This window comes from Azospirillum brasilense, from assembly GCF_007827815.1.
GTDB lineage: Bacteria > Pseudomonadota > Alphaproteobacteria > Azospirillales > Azospirillaceae > Azospirillum > Azospirillum brasilense_C.
In genome coordinates, this window is record NZ_VITH01000001.1 from 37,338 (window position 1) to 53,588 (window position 16,251).

15 protein-coding genes are annotated in these 16,251 nt (G+C 68.7%); 8 read left to right on the forward strand and 7 right to left on the reverse strand.

What is annotated here, in order from left to right; translation table 11 throughout:
• The first annotated feature begins 57 nt into the window (after window positions 1–57).
• Window positions 58–3,642 carry a PAS domain-containing protein gene (locus FBZ83_RS00200; RefSeq protein ID WP_145680561.1) on the forward strand — a complete coding sequence of 1,195 codons (3,585 nt, stop codon included), beginning with the start codon at window positions 58–60 and terminating at the stop codon, window positions 3,640–3,642.
• A gap of 33 nt (window positions 3,643–3,675) precedes the next feature.
• Here FBZ83_RS00200 and FBZ83_RS00205 read toward each other — a convergent pair whose 3' ends face one another.
• The 3 genes from FBZ83_RS00205 to FBZ83_RS00215 form a co-directional block, all read right to left on the reverse strand.
• Window positions 3,676–4,638: a DMT family transporter gene (locus tag FBZ83_RS00205; protein ID WP_145680562.1), complete on the reverse strand. Its 963-nt coding sequence runs from the start codon at window positions 4,636–4,638 to the stop codon at window positions 3,676–3,678.
• A 116-nt stretch (window positions 4,639–4,754) separates the two neighbouring features.
• On the reverse strand, window positions 4,755–5,297 hold the full coding sequence (locus tag FBZ83_RS00210) for a DUF2934 domain-containing protein (protein WP_145680563.1): 543 nt from the start codon (window positions 5,295–5,297) through the stop codon (window positions 4,755–4,757).
• A 162-nt stretch (window positions 5,298–5,459) separates the two neighbouring features.
• Window positions 5,460–6,035: an acyloxyacyl hydrolase gene (locus FBZ83_RS00215; RefSeq protein WP_247888067.1), complete on the reverse strand. Its 576-nt coding sequence runs from the start codon at window positions 6,033–6,035 to the stop codon at window positions 5,460–5,462.
• A 246-nt stretch (window positions 6,036–6,281) separates the two neighbouring features.
• Here FBZ83_RS00215 and FBZ83_RS00220 point away from each other — a divergent pair, with 246 nt between their 5' ends.
• The 4 genes from FBZ83_RS00220 to FBZ83_RS00235 all read left to right on the forward strand — a co-directional run bounded on the left by FBZ83_RS00220 (window position 6,282) and on the right by FBZ83_RS00235 (window position 9,853).
• Window positions 6,282–7,841, forward strand: a complete 1,560-nt coding sequence (locus FBZ83_RS00220; protein ID WP_145680564.1) for an AAA family ATPase — start codon at window positions 6,282–6,284, stop codon at window positions 7,839–7,841.
• A 138-nt stretch (window positions 7,842–7,979) separates the two neighbouring features.
• Complete coding sequence (locus tag FBZ83_RS00225) at window positions 7,980–8,846, forward strand: universal stress protein (RefSeq protein ID WP_145680565.1); 867 nt, start codon at window positions 7,980–7,982, stop codon at window positions 8,844–8,846.
• Between the two features lie 150 nt (window positions 8,847–8,996).
• Window positions 8,997–9,257: a hypothetical protein gene (locus tag FBZ83_RS00230; RefSeq protein ID WP_145680566.1), complete on the forward strand. Its 261-nt coding sequence runs from the start codon at window positions 8,997–8,999 to the stop codon at window positions 9,255–9,257.
• 236 nt (window positions 9,258–9,493) lie between these two features.
• Window positions 9,494–9,853, forward strand: coding sequence for a hypothetical protein (locus FBZ83_RS00235; protein ID WP_145680567.1), 360 nt, complete (start codon window positions 9,494–9,496; stop codon window positions 9,851–9,853).
• Between the two features lie 119 nt (window positions 9,854–9,972).
• On the opposite strand, the gene FBZ83_RS31270 is transcribed toward FBZ83_RS00235, so the two are convergent.
• The 3 genes from FBZ83_RS31270 to folK all read right to left on the reverse strand — a co-directional run bounded on the left by FBZ83_RS31270 (window position 9,973) and on the right by folK (window position 11,418).
• Window positions 9,973–10,131: a hypothetical protein gene (locus FBZ83_RS31270; protein ID WP_174440004.1), complete on the reverse strand. Its 159-nt coding sequence runs from the start codon at window positions 10,129–10,131 to the stop codon at window positions 9,973–9,975.
• A 207-nt stretch (window positions 10,132–10,338) separates the two neighbouring features.
• Window positions 10,339–10,746 carry a dihydroneopterin aldolase gene (locus FBZ83_RS00240; RefSeq protein WP_145680568.1) on the reverse strand — a complete coding sequence of 136 codons (408 nt, stop codon included), beginning with the start codon at window positions 10,744–10,746 and terminating at the stop codon, window positions 10,339–10,341.
• A 165-nt stretch (window positions 10,747–10,911) separates the two neighbouring features.
• Window positions 10,912–11,418, reverse strand: coding sequence for a 2-amino-4-hydroxy-6-hydroxymethyldihydropteridine diphosphokinase (gene folK, locus FBZ83_RS00245; RefSeq protein ID WP_145680569.1), 507 nt, complete (start codon window positions 11,416–11,418; stop codon window positions 10,912–10,914).
• 238 nt (window positions 11,419–11,656) lie between these two features.
• Here folK and FBZ83_RS00250 point away from each other — a divergent pair, with 238 nt between their 5' ends.
• From FBZ83_RS00250 to FBZ83_RS00260, 3 genes are all read left to right on the forward strand, one after another.
• On the forward strand, window positions 11,657–12,118 hold the full coding sequence (locus FBZ83_RS00250; RefSeq protein ID WP_145680570.1) for a hypothetical protein: 462 nt from the start codon (window positions 11,657–11,659) through the stop codon (window positions 12,116–12,118).
• 121 nt (window positions 12,119–12,239) lie between these two features.
• Complete coding sequence (locus FBZ83_RS00255; RefSeq protein ID WP_145680571.1) at window positions 12,240–12,935, forward strand: SRPBCC family protein; 696 nt, start codon at window positions 12,240–12,242, stop codon at window positions 12,933–12,935.
• A 129-nt stretch (window positions 12,936–13,064) separates the two neighbouring features.
• Window positions 13,065–13,445, forward strand: coding sequence for a c-type cytochrome (locus FBZ83_RS00260; protein ID WP_145671894.1), 381 nt, complete (start codon window positions 13,065–13,067; stop codon window positions 13,443–13,445).
• Window positions 13,446–13,529: 84 nt separating this feature from the next.
• Here FBZ83_RS00260 and pepN read toward each other — a convergent pair whose 3' ends face one another.
• Window positions 13,530–16,187 carry an aminopeptidase N gene (pepN, locus tag FBZ83_RS00265; protein WP_145680572.1) on the reverse strand — a complete coding sequence of 886 codons (2,658 nt, stop codon included), beginning with the start codon at window positions 16,185–16,187 and terminating at the stop codon, window positions 13,530–13,532.
• Window positions 16,188–16,251 lie beyond the last annotated feature (64 nt).

Here is a 16,251-nt window from a genome sequence, read left to right on the forward strand (position 1 = left end):
GAGTCGCCTGAGTGCGTCTCTATAGTGGGCGGCGTCAACGGTCTGTGAAAAGTGGGTATGCGCCTTCGTCTCCCCTTTGTGGCCCTGCTGGCGCTTCTTCCGCTCGTCGCCTTTGCGGTGGCCGCGATCATGCTGGTCGACCGTCAGCAGGAGCGGTCGGTGGAGGAGTTGGTCCGCCATGCCACCGACGCGGCGGTGCGGACGGTTGATGGGCGCGTCCTTATGACGCGCAGCGCGTTGGAGATCATGTCCTCGGCCCGTTCGCTGGACATCGGCGACCGCAACGTCTGGAAGGAGCGGTCGGAGCGTGCGCTGCGGCAGCGTCCGGATTGGGTCGCCCTGGAGGTGCGCGACCGCCAGGGTATGGTCACCCTGCTCCAACGGCCGCAGGATCCGGACGCCGGCCGAATCGATCCCGCCGCCCGGGCCGCCCAGGCCGACCGGGTGTTCCGGTCGGGAGAGTCCTGGGTCGGCGGCGTCATCAGGGATCCGACCGGCACGGTGGAACCGGTCTTCGCGGTCAGCGTGCCGGTGTGGGGCGTGGGCGAGGTGCGGCTGGTGCTGACCGCCTATGTGCGGGCCTGGTCGCTGCGTCAGGTCCTGATCGATCAGGTGGTGACCCCGAGCTGGGTCGGCGCGCTTCTCGACCGCGACGGGCGGATCGTCGCCCGGACGCGATCCGAAACCGCCTTCGATCCGGCGGTCGGACAACCGGCGCCCGACACCCTGGTCCGTCCGCTGAGAAGCGGCGAGGAGTTCTTCCTGGCCCACACCCGGCTGGGGGAGGAGATTCTGTCGGCGAAGGCCGGTTCCATCGCCGCGTCCGGCTGGCTCCTGGCTCTCGGCACGCCGGCCGAGCCGATCCAGGCGGCGGCGCGGCGCACGATCTACACCGTGGCCGGCGGCGGGCTGGGCGCCCTGGCCATAGCGGCGCTGGTTGCCTGGACGCTGGCACGCTCCCATGCCCGGCGGGAGGCGGCGGAGCAACGCGCCCGGGTGGCCGAGGCCGCGGCGGAGGCCGACCGGCGGTCGCACGCCATTCTGGAAAGCACGACGGACGGCGTCTACGAAATCGACCGGTCCTGGCGCATCGTCTACATGAACGGGCGCGCGCGCGGCCTGATGGGCGGCAGCAGCGACCTGACCGGTCAGCGGCTCTGGGAAGCCTTTCCCGACGCCATGGGGACGGTGCTCTGGGACCGCTTGCTAACGGCCATGAGGGACCGCCACCCCGACGAGTTCGAAGCCTATTTCGCACCGCTCGGCGTCTGGCTCTACCTGCGGGTTTTCCCGTCGTCGGTCGGTCTGGCCATCTATTTCCAGGACATCAGCAAGCGCCTTCTCGCCGAACGTGCGCTGGAACGCGCGGTGGAGCAGGCGAACCAGATCCTGGAGAGCATTGGCGACGCCTTCTACGCCATCGACCGCGACTGGCGGATCACCTATGTGAACAAGCGCGCCCAGGAGATGTTCGACCGCACGCGTGTTGATCTTGTCGGACGCTGCCTGCTGGATCTGTTTCCTGAAGTGGCCGGCAACACCATCATCCGCACCTTCGAAGCCGCCATGGCCGACCAGCAGCCGCGGGAGTTCGAGGCGCTGTCCGGCATCTTCCAGCGCTGGACCATGTTCAACGTTTACCCGCAGGCGGGCGGCGGCCTGTCCATCTATTTCCGCGACGTGTCCGCCCACCGCGCGGCGGAGGCCGCCCTGCGGGCCAGCGAGCAGCGCTACCGGACGCTCCTGGAGGCGCTGCCGCAGATGGTCTGGACCTGCCGGGCGGACGGCGGCTGCGACTTCCTCAGCCGGCAATGGCTGTCTTACACCGGCCAGACGATGGAGGAGGGACGGGGGAACGGCTGGTCCGCGGTCATTCATCCCGATGACAGGGAGCGGATGTTCGCGGTCTGGATGCAGGCCGTGGAGAAGCGGACGACTTACGACACGGAGGCGCGCATCCGCAGCGTCGATGGAACCTACCGCTGGTTCAAGCAGTGCGCGTTGCCGATCGTCGATCCGGAAACCGGCGAGGAGCGTTGGTTCGGCACCTCCACCGACATCACCGACATGTTCGAGGCGCGCACCGCGATGCAGGCGGCGAAGGAGGAGGCGGAGCAGGTCGGGCTGCGCTTCCGCACGCTGGCCGATTCGATCCCGCAGCTCGCCTGGATGGCGCGTCCGGATGGCCGCATCTTCTGGTACAACCGGCGATGGCGCGACTACACGGGTGTCGAGGGCGCGGACTCCGCAAACGGCCCGTTGTGGGACGGCATCCTTCCCGCCGACCACGCCGACCGCGTCACCGCCAGCCTCCAACGCTCCTTCCGGACGGGGGAGCCGTGGGAGGACACCTTCCCCATGGCCGGACGGGACGGCGCCTTCCGCTGGTTCCTGTCGCGGGCGTTGCCCGTGCGCGATTCCGACGGCGCCATCGTGCTGTGGTTCGGCACCAACACCGATGTGACCGACCGGCTGGAGTCCGAGGAGGCCCTGCGCCGGGCCAAGGAGGAGGCGGAGCGGGCGGCCCTGTCCAAATCCAAGTTCCTCGCCTCGGCCAGCCACGACCTGCGCCAGCCGATGCAGTCGCTGTTCCTGTTCTCGGGCGCGCTGCATGGCCACGTCCAGAGCGAGAAGGGACAGAAGGCGCTGCGCCTCCTGGAGAGCGGGCTGGACGCGCTGAAAGGGTTGCTGGACAGCCTGCTCGATGTGTCCCGTCTCGACGCCGGGGTGGTCAAGCCGACGCTGGAGGACTTCCCGATGGCTCTGCTGCTCGACCACATCGCGGCGGGCTACGCCCCGGTGGCCCGTGGCAAGGGGCTCGACTGGACGATGGAGGGGTGCCCGCTGAACATCCGCTCCGACCGTGTCCTGCTGGGCCGGATGATCCGCAATCTCGTGGAGAACGCCATCCGCTACACCGAGCAGGGCAACATCGCCATCACCTGCTCGGTCGTGGACGGGCGGATGCGGATCACGGTCGCCGACACCGGCATCGGCATTTCGGACGAGCATCTGCCCCGGATCTTCGAGGAGTTCCACCAAGTCGGAAACCCGGAGCGCGACCGCAGCCAGGGTCTCGGGCTGGGCCTCGCCATCGTGCAGCGCATCGGGCTGCTGCTGGAGCACCCGGTGACCGTCCGCTCCACGCCCGGCGTCGGGTCGGTCTTCACCATCGAGGTGCCGCTGGGCGAGACTCCGAAGCCGGTGGACCTCGTGCCGGCGGTGCACCCCCTTGCGACGCGGCCCGTGGCGGCGGGCGGCGGGGAGGAGCGGCTGGCGATGGTCATCGACGACGATTCCATCGTGCTGCTGGGCCTGCAGGCGATCCTGCGCGAATGGGGCTACGAGGTGCTGATCGCCGGGTCCGGGGAGCAGGCGGTGGACAAGCTGCGCTCGGTCAGCCGCAAGCCCGACATCATCATCGCCGACTACCGTCTGCGCGAAGGCAAGGTCGGCACCGACGCCATCCTCGACATCCGCCGGCTGTTCGACTCCGAGATTCCGGCGATCGTCGTGACCGGCGAGACCGGTCCGGAGTGCCAGCGCGACGCGGTGCGCCACGGCTTCGGCCTGATGCACAAGCCGGTGACCCCGCGCCAGCTGGCCGGGGCGATGGAGCGCTCCCTGCAGCTGGCCGAGTGAGGCCGGCGGAGTGACGCCGACGGCGTCGGAGGGTCAGTCGCCGCCGCCGCCCATCGCGGGCGGGCTGGGGGGAAGGCGGCGGCGGGTCTCGCGGTGCAGAATGTAGAGGCCGCTCACCGCCACCACGGCGGCGCCCGACACCATGTGCAGGGTCGGCATCTCGTTCCACAGCAGCCAGCCGAACAGCACGGCCCACAGCAGCGCGGCGTAGTTGAAGGGCGCCACCACGGCCGCCGGGGCCAGCGAATAGGCCCGCGTCAGGAACAGCTGCGCGCCACCGCCGAGAACGCCGGTGGCCGACAGCAGGGCGAAATCGGTCAGGCTGCGCGGGGTGACCCACACGAAGGGCATGACCAGCGCCAGGATCAGGGTGGTGATGGCCGTGAAGTAAAAGACGATGGTGTTGGCGCGCTCGGTCTTGCTGAGCTGGCGGATCGCCACCATCGCGAAGGACTGGCAGAAGGCGGCGCCGAGCGCGACCAGGGCGCCCAGATGCGTGAGCATCTCGCCGGACGGCTGGACCATGATGAGGACGCCGACGAAGCCGACCAGCACCGCGCTCCACCGGTAGACGCCCACCCTCTCGCCGAGCAGCGGCACCGACAGGGCGGTGAGGAAGAGCGGGGCCGAGAAGTTCAGCGCCACCGCGTCGCCCAGCGGCAACAGGTTGAACGACCAGAAGGTCAGCGACATCGCGGTCAGCCCGACGACCGAGCGCCAGACATGCCCCATCGGCCGCTCGGTGCGCAGGTTGTTGATCCAGCCGCCCTGAAGAGAGATGACCACCGCCACGGGGATCAGCGCCATGGCGTTGCGGAAGAAGGTCACCTCGATGACGGGGTACGTCTCCGAGAGCAGCTTCACCAGCACGTTCATCACGGAGAAGAGCAGCACCGACCCCAGCATCATGACGATGCCGAGCGGTATGTTCTCCACGCGGATGTGGCGGGGCGTCGCGGGACGGGCGGGGGCGGGGGAGAGGGGGGGCGCGGTCACGCCCGAATGCTATCAAGCGCAACCACCCGCGTCACGTTGCCGCGACGCGGGTGGTCATGTCCTGACGGAATGGCCGGATTGCGGCGCCATGCCGATCCGGCCGCCTTGCGGTCCCGTCAGCGGTTGTTCAGCAGGTCGGCGATCTCGGCCTCGGCCAGCAGCCAATGGTCCATCTCGCGTCCGTTCGGCCGGCCCTCGCGCTCCCAGATCTCATAGGCGCGCTCCTGCACCATGCGGCTCTTCTGGCCCTGCAGCAGGCCCTCCGCGATGTGCATGTTGATGCGCGACAGCGAAACCAGCTTGCGCGCCTCGATGGAGCCCTTGGTCGCTTCCATGGTGGTGACGGTGACGTACTGCGCGAGGTTGCGCAGGTTCGCCTTCACCTCGGAGTCCAGGGTGTTCTCCTCGTTCTGGAGCACCGTCTTGATGGCGACCCAGAGGCGCAGGTTGTGGTCGAGCGCGTGGCTCGCCTTCTCCGGGGTGTCGGCTTCGACCAGCAGGCTGGCGGCGTGCAGGAGAGCGACCGCGTCCTGCTCGATGGCCGCGAAATTGGTGTTCAGGACGATTTCCGCCCCGGTGTCGGTGGCGAGCGCCTCGGCCGCTTCAAGCGACGGAGCGGCTTCGACGGTCTTTGCGGTGGCGGTCTTGCGCTTGGCCATGATCGAATCCCCGGCGTTGGTCCCCATGGTCAATAGAACCAGCCGTCATTAACAAGTGGTTAAGGCGAGTATTGCCAACCCCTTTGCGCAGCCTTCGCGTCAGAACAGAGGTCAAGTGATTCGCGGATGGTCATGCTGCGCCGCAAAACAACCGGCGGAGTCTCAGCGTCCGGTGAAGGCTCCGAACGGCATGCGGTAATAAAATCCGAAGACGTTGTTGGCCGGCGTGGCGGCGTCGGTGGCCGGGCCGCTGGTGTCGATGCGGCTGTAGCCGAGACTGAAGCGGGCCTTGTTCTCGAACTGGTACCCGAGTTCGAGCTGGGAGCGGAACTCGACCACGCTGCCGGTCGCCGACGGATCGCGCGGAGTGACGGGCAGGGTTCCGGCGCCGACGCTGGGCGTGAAGACGAAGGAGGAACCGCCGAGCGGCACGTCGATCAGGATGCCGCCCATGCCGTGCAGGCTGCCGTCCGGCGCGCTGGGGCCGAGCGACACCCAGGGACGCACCTCCGCGTAGCCGTCGAGCTTGGGCAGCAGGGAGGAGCCGATGCGGATCTTGTTGTGCAGGTCGGACACCTTGGTGTCCGGCGTTTCCCCGACGCTGTAGGCGAGGCCGCCGATCTTCCAGTTTCCGATCCGGTCTTCGGGCATCGACAGGGTCTGCGCGCCGGCGGGACCGGAGAGCGCGAGGCCCGCCACGGCAACCACCAGACAGAGGCACGAGGTCCCATGACGCACGGCGGCCTGCTCCCGATCGATCGTTGACCGTCCTACTCCGGCTGCTCCAGCCTACCGCGTCCGATCCCGACGCGGTTGTGGCATTACGCGTTGCACCGCACCCCCGCGCAAGCGCGTAACGGGGCTACTCCCACATGTCGTGCGCGCCGCGCGCCGCGTCAATGGTGGGAGGGCTGCCCTGATCGGGACGGCCTAGGCGGTTGGCGGGGCTCATCGGGGGGCGGGGGAGCGTGCTAGACTGTAGTCATGCAGCCCGCCGCTTCCGATCCGGCACAGGAGCCGACGCCGTCGGTGGCCGCCTTCCTCGCTGATCCGGCGAGCCACGGCGGTGCGGCGGTGGAGCGTGTCGAAACCCACGCGGCCATGGTGTTCCTGGCCGGTGACCGCGCCTACAAGCTGAAGCGCGCGGTCCGCTATCCCTATCTGGATTATTCGACGGCGGAGCGGCGGCGGGCGGCCTGCCTGGAGGAACTGCGCCTGAACCGGCGGACGGCGCCCTCCCTTTATCTCGGCCTGGAGTCGGTGGTGCGGCGGGCGGACGGAACGCTCGCCTTCGGCGGCGCGGATGCCGCGGGTGGCGTGGCGCTGGACTGGCTGGTCGTGATGCGCCGCTTTCCCCAGGACGCCCTCCTGGACCGCGTGGCGGAGCTGGGCGGTCTCGACGAGGCGCTGGTTCGCGGCCTCGCGGACGCCGTCACCGCCTTCCACCAGGCCGCCGCGCCGCGCCCGGACGGCGGCGGGGCCGTGGCGATGCGGGAGGTGGTGGAGGGGAACATCGCTGAATTGCGCGCCAGCCCGACACTGTTCCCGCCGGAGCGTGTGGAGCGGCTGGCCAGCGCGTCGGCGGCGGCGCTTGAGCGGCTGTCTCCGCTGCTGGAGGAGCGGCGACGCGGCGGTTTCGTCCGGCATTGCCACGGCGACCTCCATCTGCGGAACATCGTTGATCTGGACGGAAGGCCCGTCCTGTTCGACGGCATCGAGTTCGACGAGCGGCTGGCGGTCATCGACGTCGCCTATGATCTCGCCTTCCTTCTGATGGATCTGGACCGGCGGGGGCTTCGCCCGCAGGGCAACGCCGTCCTCAACCGCAGTCTGGACGCGACGGAGGATTACGGCGCCCTGGCGCTTCTGCCCCTGTTCCTGTCGGCGCGGGCGGCCATCCGCGCCAAGATCGCGGCCAGCACGGCGTCTCTCGGTCACGGCGGTGACGCGGCACGGATGTCGGAAGGGGAGGCGGCCGCCTATCTGGAGCAGTCCCTCGCGGCGCTGGAGCCGCCGCCACCGCGGCTGGTTGCCGTCGGCGGTTTGTCCGGCAGCGGCAAGACCCGGCTGGCCCGCGCCCTGGCGCCCTCGCTCGGGGCATCGCCCGGTGCCGTCGTCCTGCGGTCCGACGCACTGCGCAAGCGCCTCGGCGGCGTTGCGGAGACGGAGCGCCTTCCCGCGGAGGCCTACGCGCCAGCGATGACCGAGCGGGTCTATGCCGGGCTTCTTGAGCGGGCACGGATCGTGCTGGCCGCCGGGCACGCCGTGGTGCTGGACGCGGTGCACGCCCGCCCGGACGAACGGGACGCCGTCGCCCGTCTTGCGGCGGAGGCCGGCGTGAGATTCGACGGCGTCTGGCTCGACGCGCCCTTGGACACCCGGATCGCCCGCATCGCCGTCCGCCGCGGCGACGCCTCGGACGCGACGGCGGAGGTCGCCGAGCGTCAGGACGTCTATGATCTGGGCCCGCTCGCGTGGCTGCGTACGAATGCTGGCAGGGATGCGGGGGAAACGCTTGCGGCCGTGCTGGAGCGACTGGTGTAATTCCAGGTGGAACGGGCGCCGCCGGTTCCCCATGGTCTAGACTACAGGCGGCGCGGCGCTGGAAACGGTGCATCCAGCCGCCGTTCCGACAGGCACCGTCCAGAAGATGGGCCGGCGGAAACGGCCCGGGGGGAGATCATGTCACTCAAGACGATCCTTGTGCCGCTGGCCGGACTCGACGGCGACACGGTGGCTTTGAACGCCGCGCTGAAGATCGCGCGCGAATTCGACGCCCATATCGACGCCCTGTTCGTGTCGCTGGACCCGCGCGACGCCGTGCCCATGCTGGGCGAGGGCATGTCCGGCGCGATGGTCGAGGAGATCATGCGCGCCGCCGAAGGGGAGTCGAAGACCCACCTCCACACCGCCCGCCGCACCTTCGACGATGTGATTCGCGCCGCGGACATCGAACTGCGCGACATGCCCACCGGAGTCGAGGCGCCGACCGCCCAATGGCGCGAGGAAACCGGCCGTGTCGAGGAGGTGGTGCCGCGCGAAGGGCGGCTGGCCGATCTGCTGGTCTTCGCCCACACCACCTTGGACAGCAACACCCAGGCCTACGCCACGGTGGAAAGCGCCCTCTTGGGGGCGGCCCGTCCGCTGCTGCTGGCACCCGCCACGCTGCCGGACGAGATCGGGCGCACGGTCGCGCTCGCCTGGAACGGCAGCCCCGAATCGGTGCGCGCCCTGGCCGGGGCGATGCCCTTCCTGACCGGCGCCGACACCGTTCATGTCCTGACCGCCGAAACCTCCAACACCCAGGCTGCGGCAGGTCGTCGCATTGCCCAACATCTGGCTTGGCACGGCATTAACGTTCAGGTAACCATATTGAAGCCGGGATCGGAACCCGTCGGCCAAGCCATCATCAACAAGGCCGCGGAACTTGGGTCCGACCTCCTCGTGATGGGGGGCTACGGACACAGCCGGATGCGGGAAATGATCCTGGGTGGCGTGACCCGCTATGTGCTGAATCACGCCGGCCTGCCCGTGCTGATGGCCCACTGACCACAGGGCCGCTCTTTCAAAAGGCCGGGCTTCTCCGATCCGACGCGCGGCGCCGCACTGTCCGGCGCCCTCCACGCCGATGGTTTTCAACCAAAAAGGCCACCCGGACTCCGGTCCGGGCAAGGCCCGGCAATCGGGAAGGAACGCGCCATGTTGACGATCGACGATTGCATCGCGCTCAGCGATCTGACCGAAGCGGAAATCGACGCCATCGCGGAGCATGAGCATCTGCCGGAAATCCTGGCGGTGGAACTGGGCTGCTGCCTCGCCCACGACGCCGAAGGCATCCGTCGGATCGCCCGCATCATCCGCGAGGACATCGACCGCGCCCGCAGCCACGGGCAGGTCGTCCATGCCCGCCAGCTGACGGTGGTCCTGGACGGCTTCGTGCACCAGCACCCGGCCCTGTAGACGAGCCTGCGGCGCACAGGCCCCACGGGTCGGAAGCGAGGAAGGAAACGCCCCATCCGCACCGCGACGGTGCGGTGGGGAGCGGGGAGGTGCGGAACAACCGGCCCTCCGTTCGGTTGGCATTGGCGGGTTGGCGTCGGGGGGGACGGCGGGGAGTGCGCAAGGCGCGCTCCCCCAACCGTCGAGCCACCGCGACGCGCAGTCTTGTTCCGCCGCCAGCACAAAGGACGACGCCCGTGCCCTTGAAGACGATCCGCCTCGAACTGGCCCGTACCGCCGACCATCCGGAAGGCAGCGCGGAGCATGGCTATGAATTCACCGCTCCGCTGACCGCGGACGGTCACCTCGATCTGGAGGAATGGCGCAACCAGACGTCCGCCTGCACGGTCCGCCGCTTCTGGCGCGGCGAGGGCGAGCAGACCGGCCACTTGGTGCACCGGGGCAAGGCATGGCTTTTCGACTACGACGCCGACGACACGGACGACGACGAACCGATCTTCCGTTTCGACCGCCATACACTGGTCGAGGGCGAATACATCTCCGTCACCGAACATGACGGAGAGCAGCGCCCCTTCCGCGTCGTATCTGTCCGCTGAACGCCGGCCCGCTGAACGCCGGCCCGCTGAACGCCGGACGACTTCCGCGGCGGTCGGCTTGTTCCGGACCCGCCGCGCGACGTCACCCGATCAGGCGGCCAGCATCAGGGAGGCCGGCATCAGGCGGCCAGCCGGTCCTCGCGGTCGCGCAAATTGCGCCCGACCTGTTCAAGAAGTTGCCGTAGGGTTTCCGCGGTCATGCCGTCCCGATTCATCAGGGCGACGATGATGGGCTCGTCCAGGATTTCCGACAGGGTCGGAGCCGTCAATTGGTCCATGTTACCCTCCCTGTTCATTCCGGCCGGCCGAGAGGCGGCGTCGTTTCCATTCTACGCAAGATACGGTATTTCGCAACAATGATGCGCCGCGAAATAAACGAATAGAGTCGGCGCAAGGGTAGAAAGGCGCTGAGTGTTCATGCCTGAACATCGCACCGATGCCTATGCGGGTAATGTGGTTACCCCGATGGAGGGATTCGGACCGGCTCAGCTGTCCGCGTCGCGGTTCCGGATGATCGTAACTCCGGCTCCGGCGGTGTCGGGACGCGGGGAGGAAAGCTCCACATCGACGCGCGCACGGCGGACCTTCGGGTGGGCCAGGCAGAGATCGGCGGTGCAGTTGGCCAGATAGTCGGGACCCGGCACCGACTCCTGCGCGCACAACCGGCGGAGATCTTCGACGATGTCTTCGTAGGACATGACGGCGGTGATGTCGTCGGGGAAGCTCACGCCGGGGTGGCTGACCTTCAACTCGAGGCTGATTCGGACGGTGGAGCGGTCGGGGCGCCCGGCGAGCGACACGGTGGCGGTGAAGTCGCGCAGCAGAATGGTGTAGGTCGCCGCCGCGACGGAGGCATCGGCGCCGGAAGGTCGGGTAACAGGGTCGTTGGCCAAAAAACATCTCCTGGCGGGTGGCGGCCCTGGTCCATGCCCCGCCGGGGGCGGCCGCCTCGTCGCTGCGCCGCGCCCACTATAGCGCAGGCGCCCGCCCATTCGGCAAGGTCAGTCCGCCTACTCAGTCCGCCTACAAGGATCGGTCCGCTTCGACCATCGCCGGGGTCAGACCGTCACCGGACGCTCCGCGCCGATGCGGACCACCGTGTCGCGGCCCGGAACGGCGGCCAGAAGATCGTCGACGCTGCGCGCGATCGCCGGGTGCTGGAGGTCGCCCGCGATGTCGCCCAGCGGGGCCAGGACGAAGGCGCGCTCCGCGAGGCGGGGATGGGGGATCTCCAGTTCCGGCGCGTACATCACCAGCTCGCCATAAAACAGGATGTCGATGTCGATGGGGCGCGGCCCGAAGCGCGGTCCACCCTTCAGGTCGCGGCCCATCTCCGCCTCGACACCTTTGACGTGGCTCAGGAGTTCCCATGGGCCGAGCGCGGTCTGGGCGCACAGCACCATGTTCAGGAAGGCCGGCTGGTCGGTCACATACATCGGGGCGGTTTCATAGACGGGCGAGGCCAGAGTGATGCGGACCTGCGGAGCGAGCCGCTGCTGCGCGGCCGCCAGATTGGCGGCGCGGTCGCCCAGATTGCTGCCAAGCGCTAGGTAGACCGTGGTCATCGCAGAACCGTCGCTAGTCGAAACCATACCATTGTCAGTCATACCACGATCCTCCGCTCCATCAACCGTCAAAGCGTGCTCACATCCGAAACCGGCCTCTCGTCCCCTGGGGAGGGGCGACCCCGAACGGGATCGGCGGGGAGCACGCTCCGGTTTAGGTAGCCGGCTTTCTCCGGGAACCGCAAGCGGTGGGCAGGGTTGTGCCAGTCGTGCGATGCTGCGTGGGAGGATGAGGGTCATGACGCTTCGGCAGGTCGGGACGGCGGCACTTCTTGGGATGGCCGGGGCAATTCTGGCGTCCTGCGCCACGGGGCCGGACCCGCAGATCGCCCGGCGCGCCCAGACCGAACTGGTCGGCATGCCGAAGGAAAGGCTCCTCGCCTGCGCCGGTGTTCCGGCGCGGCAGGCCCAGGCCGGCGGTCGGGAATACTACACTTACGTCTCAGACCCCGGCGTGGCCGTCAGCCCGCTCGGCGGCAGCAGCATCGGCGTCGGCGGCTTCGGCGGGGGTGGGTCCAGCGGCGTCGGTGTCGGGCTGGGATTCGGGTTCCCGTTCAGCTCCTCCTCCCCCGGCATGTGCGAGGCCACGTTCGTCCTCGGACCGGGCGGAACCGTGGAGCAGGTGTCCTACCCGGGCAACGCCTCGCTGTCCGCCTGCACGCCGATCGTCCAGAACTGCGTGCCGCCCGCCCCGCGCTGAGCCGGTTCCGTCCCAGGTGAAAGGGGGACTGTGCTGAAAGGGGGACTGTTGCCGGTTGCGGCCTTGCCGTATCGTCCGGCTATGGCTTGGCTGTGAAAAAAAGGCAGGGGAGGACAAGGTCATGGACATGAGCGGCAGCCAGCGCATCACGGCCCCGCGGGACAAGGTGTGGGCGGCGCTGAACGACCCGGAGATCCTGCGCCAGTGCATTCCCGGCTGCGAGGAGGTGCAGAAGACCTCCGACACGGAATTCACCGCCAAGGTGGTTGCCAAGGTCGGGCCGGTCAGCGCCAAGTTCTCCGGCAAGGTGACGCTCTCCGACCTCGACCCGCCCAACGGCTACACCATCACGGGCGAAGGGTCCGGCGGGGCCGCCGGTTTCGGCAAAGGCGGCGCCAAGGTCTCGCTGCAACCGGACGGCGAGGCGGCGACGGTCCTGTCCTACACGGCCAACGCCACGGTTGGCGGCAAGCTGGCGCAGATCGGGTCCCGTCTGGTCGACGCCACGGCGCGCAAGATGGCGGACGACTTTTTCAACCGCTTCACGGCGGTGGTCGGCGGGCCGCCGCCGGAACCGGTTGTCGGGCCGGCGTCCGAGAGCGTCGCTGCAGCGGTCTCCGCACCGGTCTCCGAAGCCGTTGCGCCGGCGGCCCGGAGCGCCGCCGCTCCGCAACCGGTGACGCCCGCCGTGGCGGCGCCGGCCCCGGAAATTCCCATTCCGCTGCCCGCCGCCCGGGGGCGGGGTGGCTTCTATGTTCCCTGGGCGGCGCTTGGAGTCGTGGCTGTTCTTGTGCTTCTTCTCGCCTGGATGAAATAACCCGTATTTGGTGTTTGTGCTTTGGGCGCGACACGTTGGGGGTTTGGCCTTAACCACAGAATGTGTATGCTGCGCCCGAACCTGCCGGCATCCGAATGCCGGCCTCATCCGGAAGGGGGAATCTGACCAATGAACAAGCATATCCTGGGCGCCGCCTTGATCGCCGGCATTGCCATGGGCGCGGGCGCCGCGCAGGCCGCTGACGCCGCCGCCGGTAAGGACGTCTTCAAGCAGTGCATGGCCTGCCACACCGCCGAGCAGGGCAAGAACAAGGTCGGCCCGTCGCTGTTCGGCGTCGTCGGCCGCCCGGCCGCCTCGATCGACGGCTTCAAGTATTCCAAGCCGATGCAGGAGAAGGCCGCCGGCGGTCTGGTCTGGACCCCCGACAACCTGAAGTCCTACATCACCGCCCCGAAGGAAGTCGTCCCGGGTGGCACGATGGCCTTCGCCGGGATCAAGGACGCCGGCAAGGTGGACGATCTGGTCGCCTTCCTGAGCGAGCAGAAGTAAAGACGCCCGCGTTTCGGCGCGGGGGTATGGACGGGCCGGAGGGGAAACCCTCCGGCCCTTTCCTTTTGCACCGGATTTTTCCGGTCAGCCCGCCGCCTCCAGGCTCTTGCTCGCCACTTCGAAGACGTCCGGCGACAGGCCCGGCGTGGCGACGATGCGTTCCAACTCGGCCTTCATCAGGGCACGGCGCGGCGCGTCGTAGCGGCGCAGGCGCGAGAAGGGGCCGACCATGCGGGCGGCCACCTGCGGGTTCATCGGGTCGAGCCGCAGGACCTGATCGGCCAGGAAGCGATAGCCCGCCCCGCTGGTGTCGTGGAAGCGCACCGGGTTGCCGCCCGCGAAGCCGCCGATCAGGGCGTAGACCTTGTTCGGGTTGCGGATCTCGAAGGCGGGGTGGGCGAGCAGCTCGGTTACCCGCTCCAGCGCGTCGGGCCGGTGCGAGGTCGCCTGCACGCCGAACCACTTGTCCACGACCAGCGCCTCGCCCTTCCAGCGCTCGTAGAAGCTGGCGATGGCCTCGTCCCGCTCCGGCGCGTTGGAATTGCTGAGGAACTGCAGCGCCGCCATCACGTCGGTCATCGCCTGGGCGCCACGATACTGGCCGAGGCAGAGGCCGAGCGCCTCCTCGTCCTCCAGCGCCATGAGGTAGGCGAGGCAGAGATTCTTCAGTGCGCGACGCCCGATGGCGGCGGCGTCCACCGAGAAGGGCTCGTTGCCCGCGTTGCGGCGGTGCGTGTCGAGCCAGCCTGGCCGCAGCGCTTCGGCCAGCCGGCGGCGGGCGAACTCGCGCACGGCGTGAATGGCGTCGGGGTCGATCACCTCCATCTGGGTGCCGAGGTAGCTTTCGGTCGGCAGCACCAGGGCTTGCGCGGCGAAGGCCGGGTCCTGGTCGGCGTCCTTCAGGACGGCGCCCACCGCGTCGATGAAGCTCTGGGGCAGCGCCAGTTCCCGCCCGGCCTGCCGATCGGCGACGAGGGAGAGCAGCAGCCGGGTCGCCAGCGTTTGCCCGGCCTCCCAGCGGTTGAAGGCGTCGCTGTCGTTGGCCATCAGGAAGGTCAGGTCGCCGTCCGTCAGGTCGGCCCGCAGCTTCACCGGGGCGGAGAAGCCGCGCAGCAGCGACGGCACCGGGCGGCCCGGAATGTCGGTGAAGGTGAAGGCCTGTTCGGCCTCGGTGATGTGCAGCGTGCGGCTGGTCCCGGCGGCTTCCGCCTCGCCGGTCAGGCGCAGCGGCAGGTCCGCCCCGTCCGGACCGAGCAGGCCCATGACCAGCGGGATGTGCATCGGCTCCTTCACCGGCTGGCCGGGGGTGGGCGGCACGGTCTGCTTGACGGTCAGCCGGTAGGTTTTGGCCGCCTCGTCATAGGCGCCGCTCACGTCCAGCTCGGGCGTGCCGGCCTGCCGGTACCAGCGCTTGAACTGGGTCAGGTCCACGCCGGTCGCGTCGGACATCGCCGCGGCGAAGTCGTCGCAGGTCACCGCCTGCCCGTCGTGGCGCTGGAAATACAGGTCCATGCCCTTGCGGAAGCCCTGCGGCCCCAGCAGCGTGTGGTACATGCGGATGACTTCCGACCCCTTGTCGTAGACGGTGGGGGTGTAGAAGTTGTTGATCTCCACATAGCTGTCCGGGCGGACGGGATGCGCCATGGCGCCGGAATCCTCGGGGAACTGCACGGTGCGCAGGCGCTGCACGTCGGCGATGCGCTTGACCGCCCGCGAGTTCATGTCGCTGGAGAATTCCTGGTCGCGGAAGACGGTCAGCCCTTCCTTCAACGAGAGCTGGAACCAGTCGCGGCAGGTGACGCGGTTGCCGGTCCAGTTGTGGAAATACTCGTGCGCCACCACCGCCTCGATGCCGAGGAAGTCCTGGTCCGTAGCGGTCTCCGGCTTCGCCAGGATGTACTTCGTGTTGAAGACGTTGAGGGACTTGTTCTCCATCGCCCCCATGTTGAAGTCGCCGACCGCGACGATGTTGAAGATGTCCAGGTCGTATTCCAGACCAAACACCTCCTCGTCCCAGCGCATCGACTTGATGAGCGAACGCATGGCGTGGTCGACCTTGTCCTCGTTCCCCGGCTCGACATAGATGCGCAGGGTGACGTCGCGGCCGGACGCGGTGCGGAAGCGGTCCTCCTGATGCACCAGCGTGCCGGCGACCAGGGCGAACAGGTAGCAGGGCTTGGGGAAGGGGTCCTCCCACACCGCGCGGTGGAGTCCGTCGGGCAAGTCGCCGGATTCCATGAGATTGCCGTTGGACAGCAGCACCGGATAGCGCGCCTTGTCCGCGGTGATCGTGGTGGTGTAGCGGGCCATCACGTCGGGGCGGTCGGCGAAGTAGGTGATCTTGCGGAAGCCCTCCGCCTCGCACTGGGTGCAGAAGTTGCCGGAGGACTTGTAGAGCCCCTCCAGCGCCGTGTTCTCCTGCGGCTTGATGCGGACGACGGTTTCCAGCGTGAAGGTCTCCGGCACGCTGTGGACGGTCAGATGGTCCGGCGTGACGGTGTAGTCGGCGTCGCCCAGCGGCCGCCCGTTCAGCGCCACGGACACCAGCTCCAGCCGCTGCCCGTCCAGCGTCAGGGGCTGGGTCGCCGCATCGTCGCGCGCCGGGTTGCGCCGCAGCCCGAGCTGCGCGCGGACCGTGGTCACGTCCTCGCCGAGGTCGAAGAACAGATCGACCGTGTCGATCAGATGCGCGGGCGGGCGGTAGTCCTGCAGGCGGATGGCCTTGGGCGTGCCTTTGTCCATGGGGCTTTTCTCTAACCTTGTTTTGGCCGTGTCGGCGTCGCGGGGACGGACTCTAACATGGAGA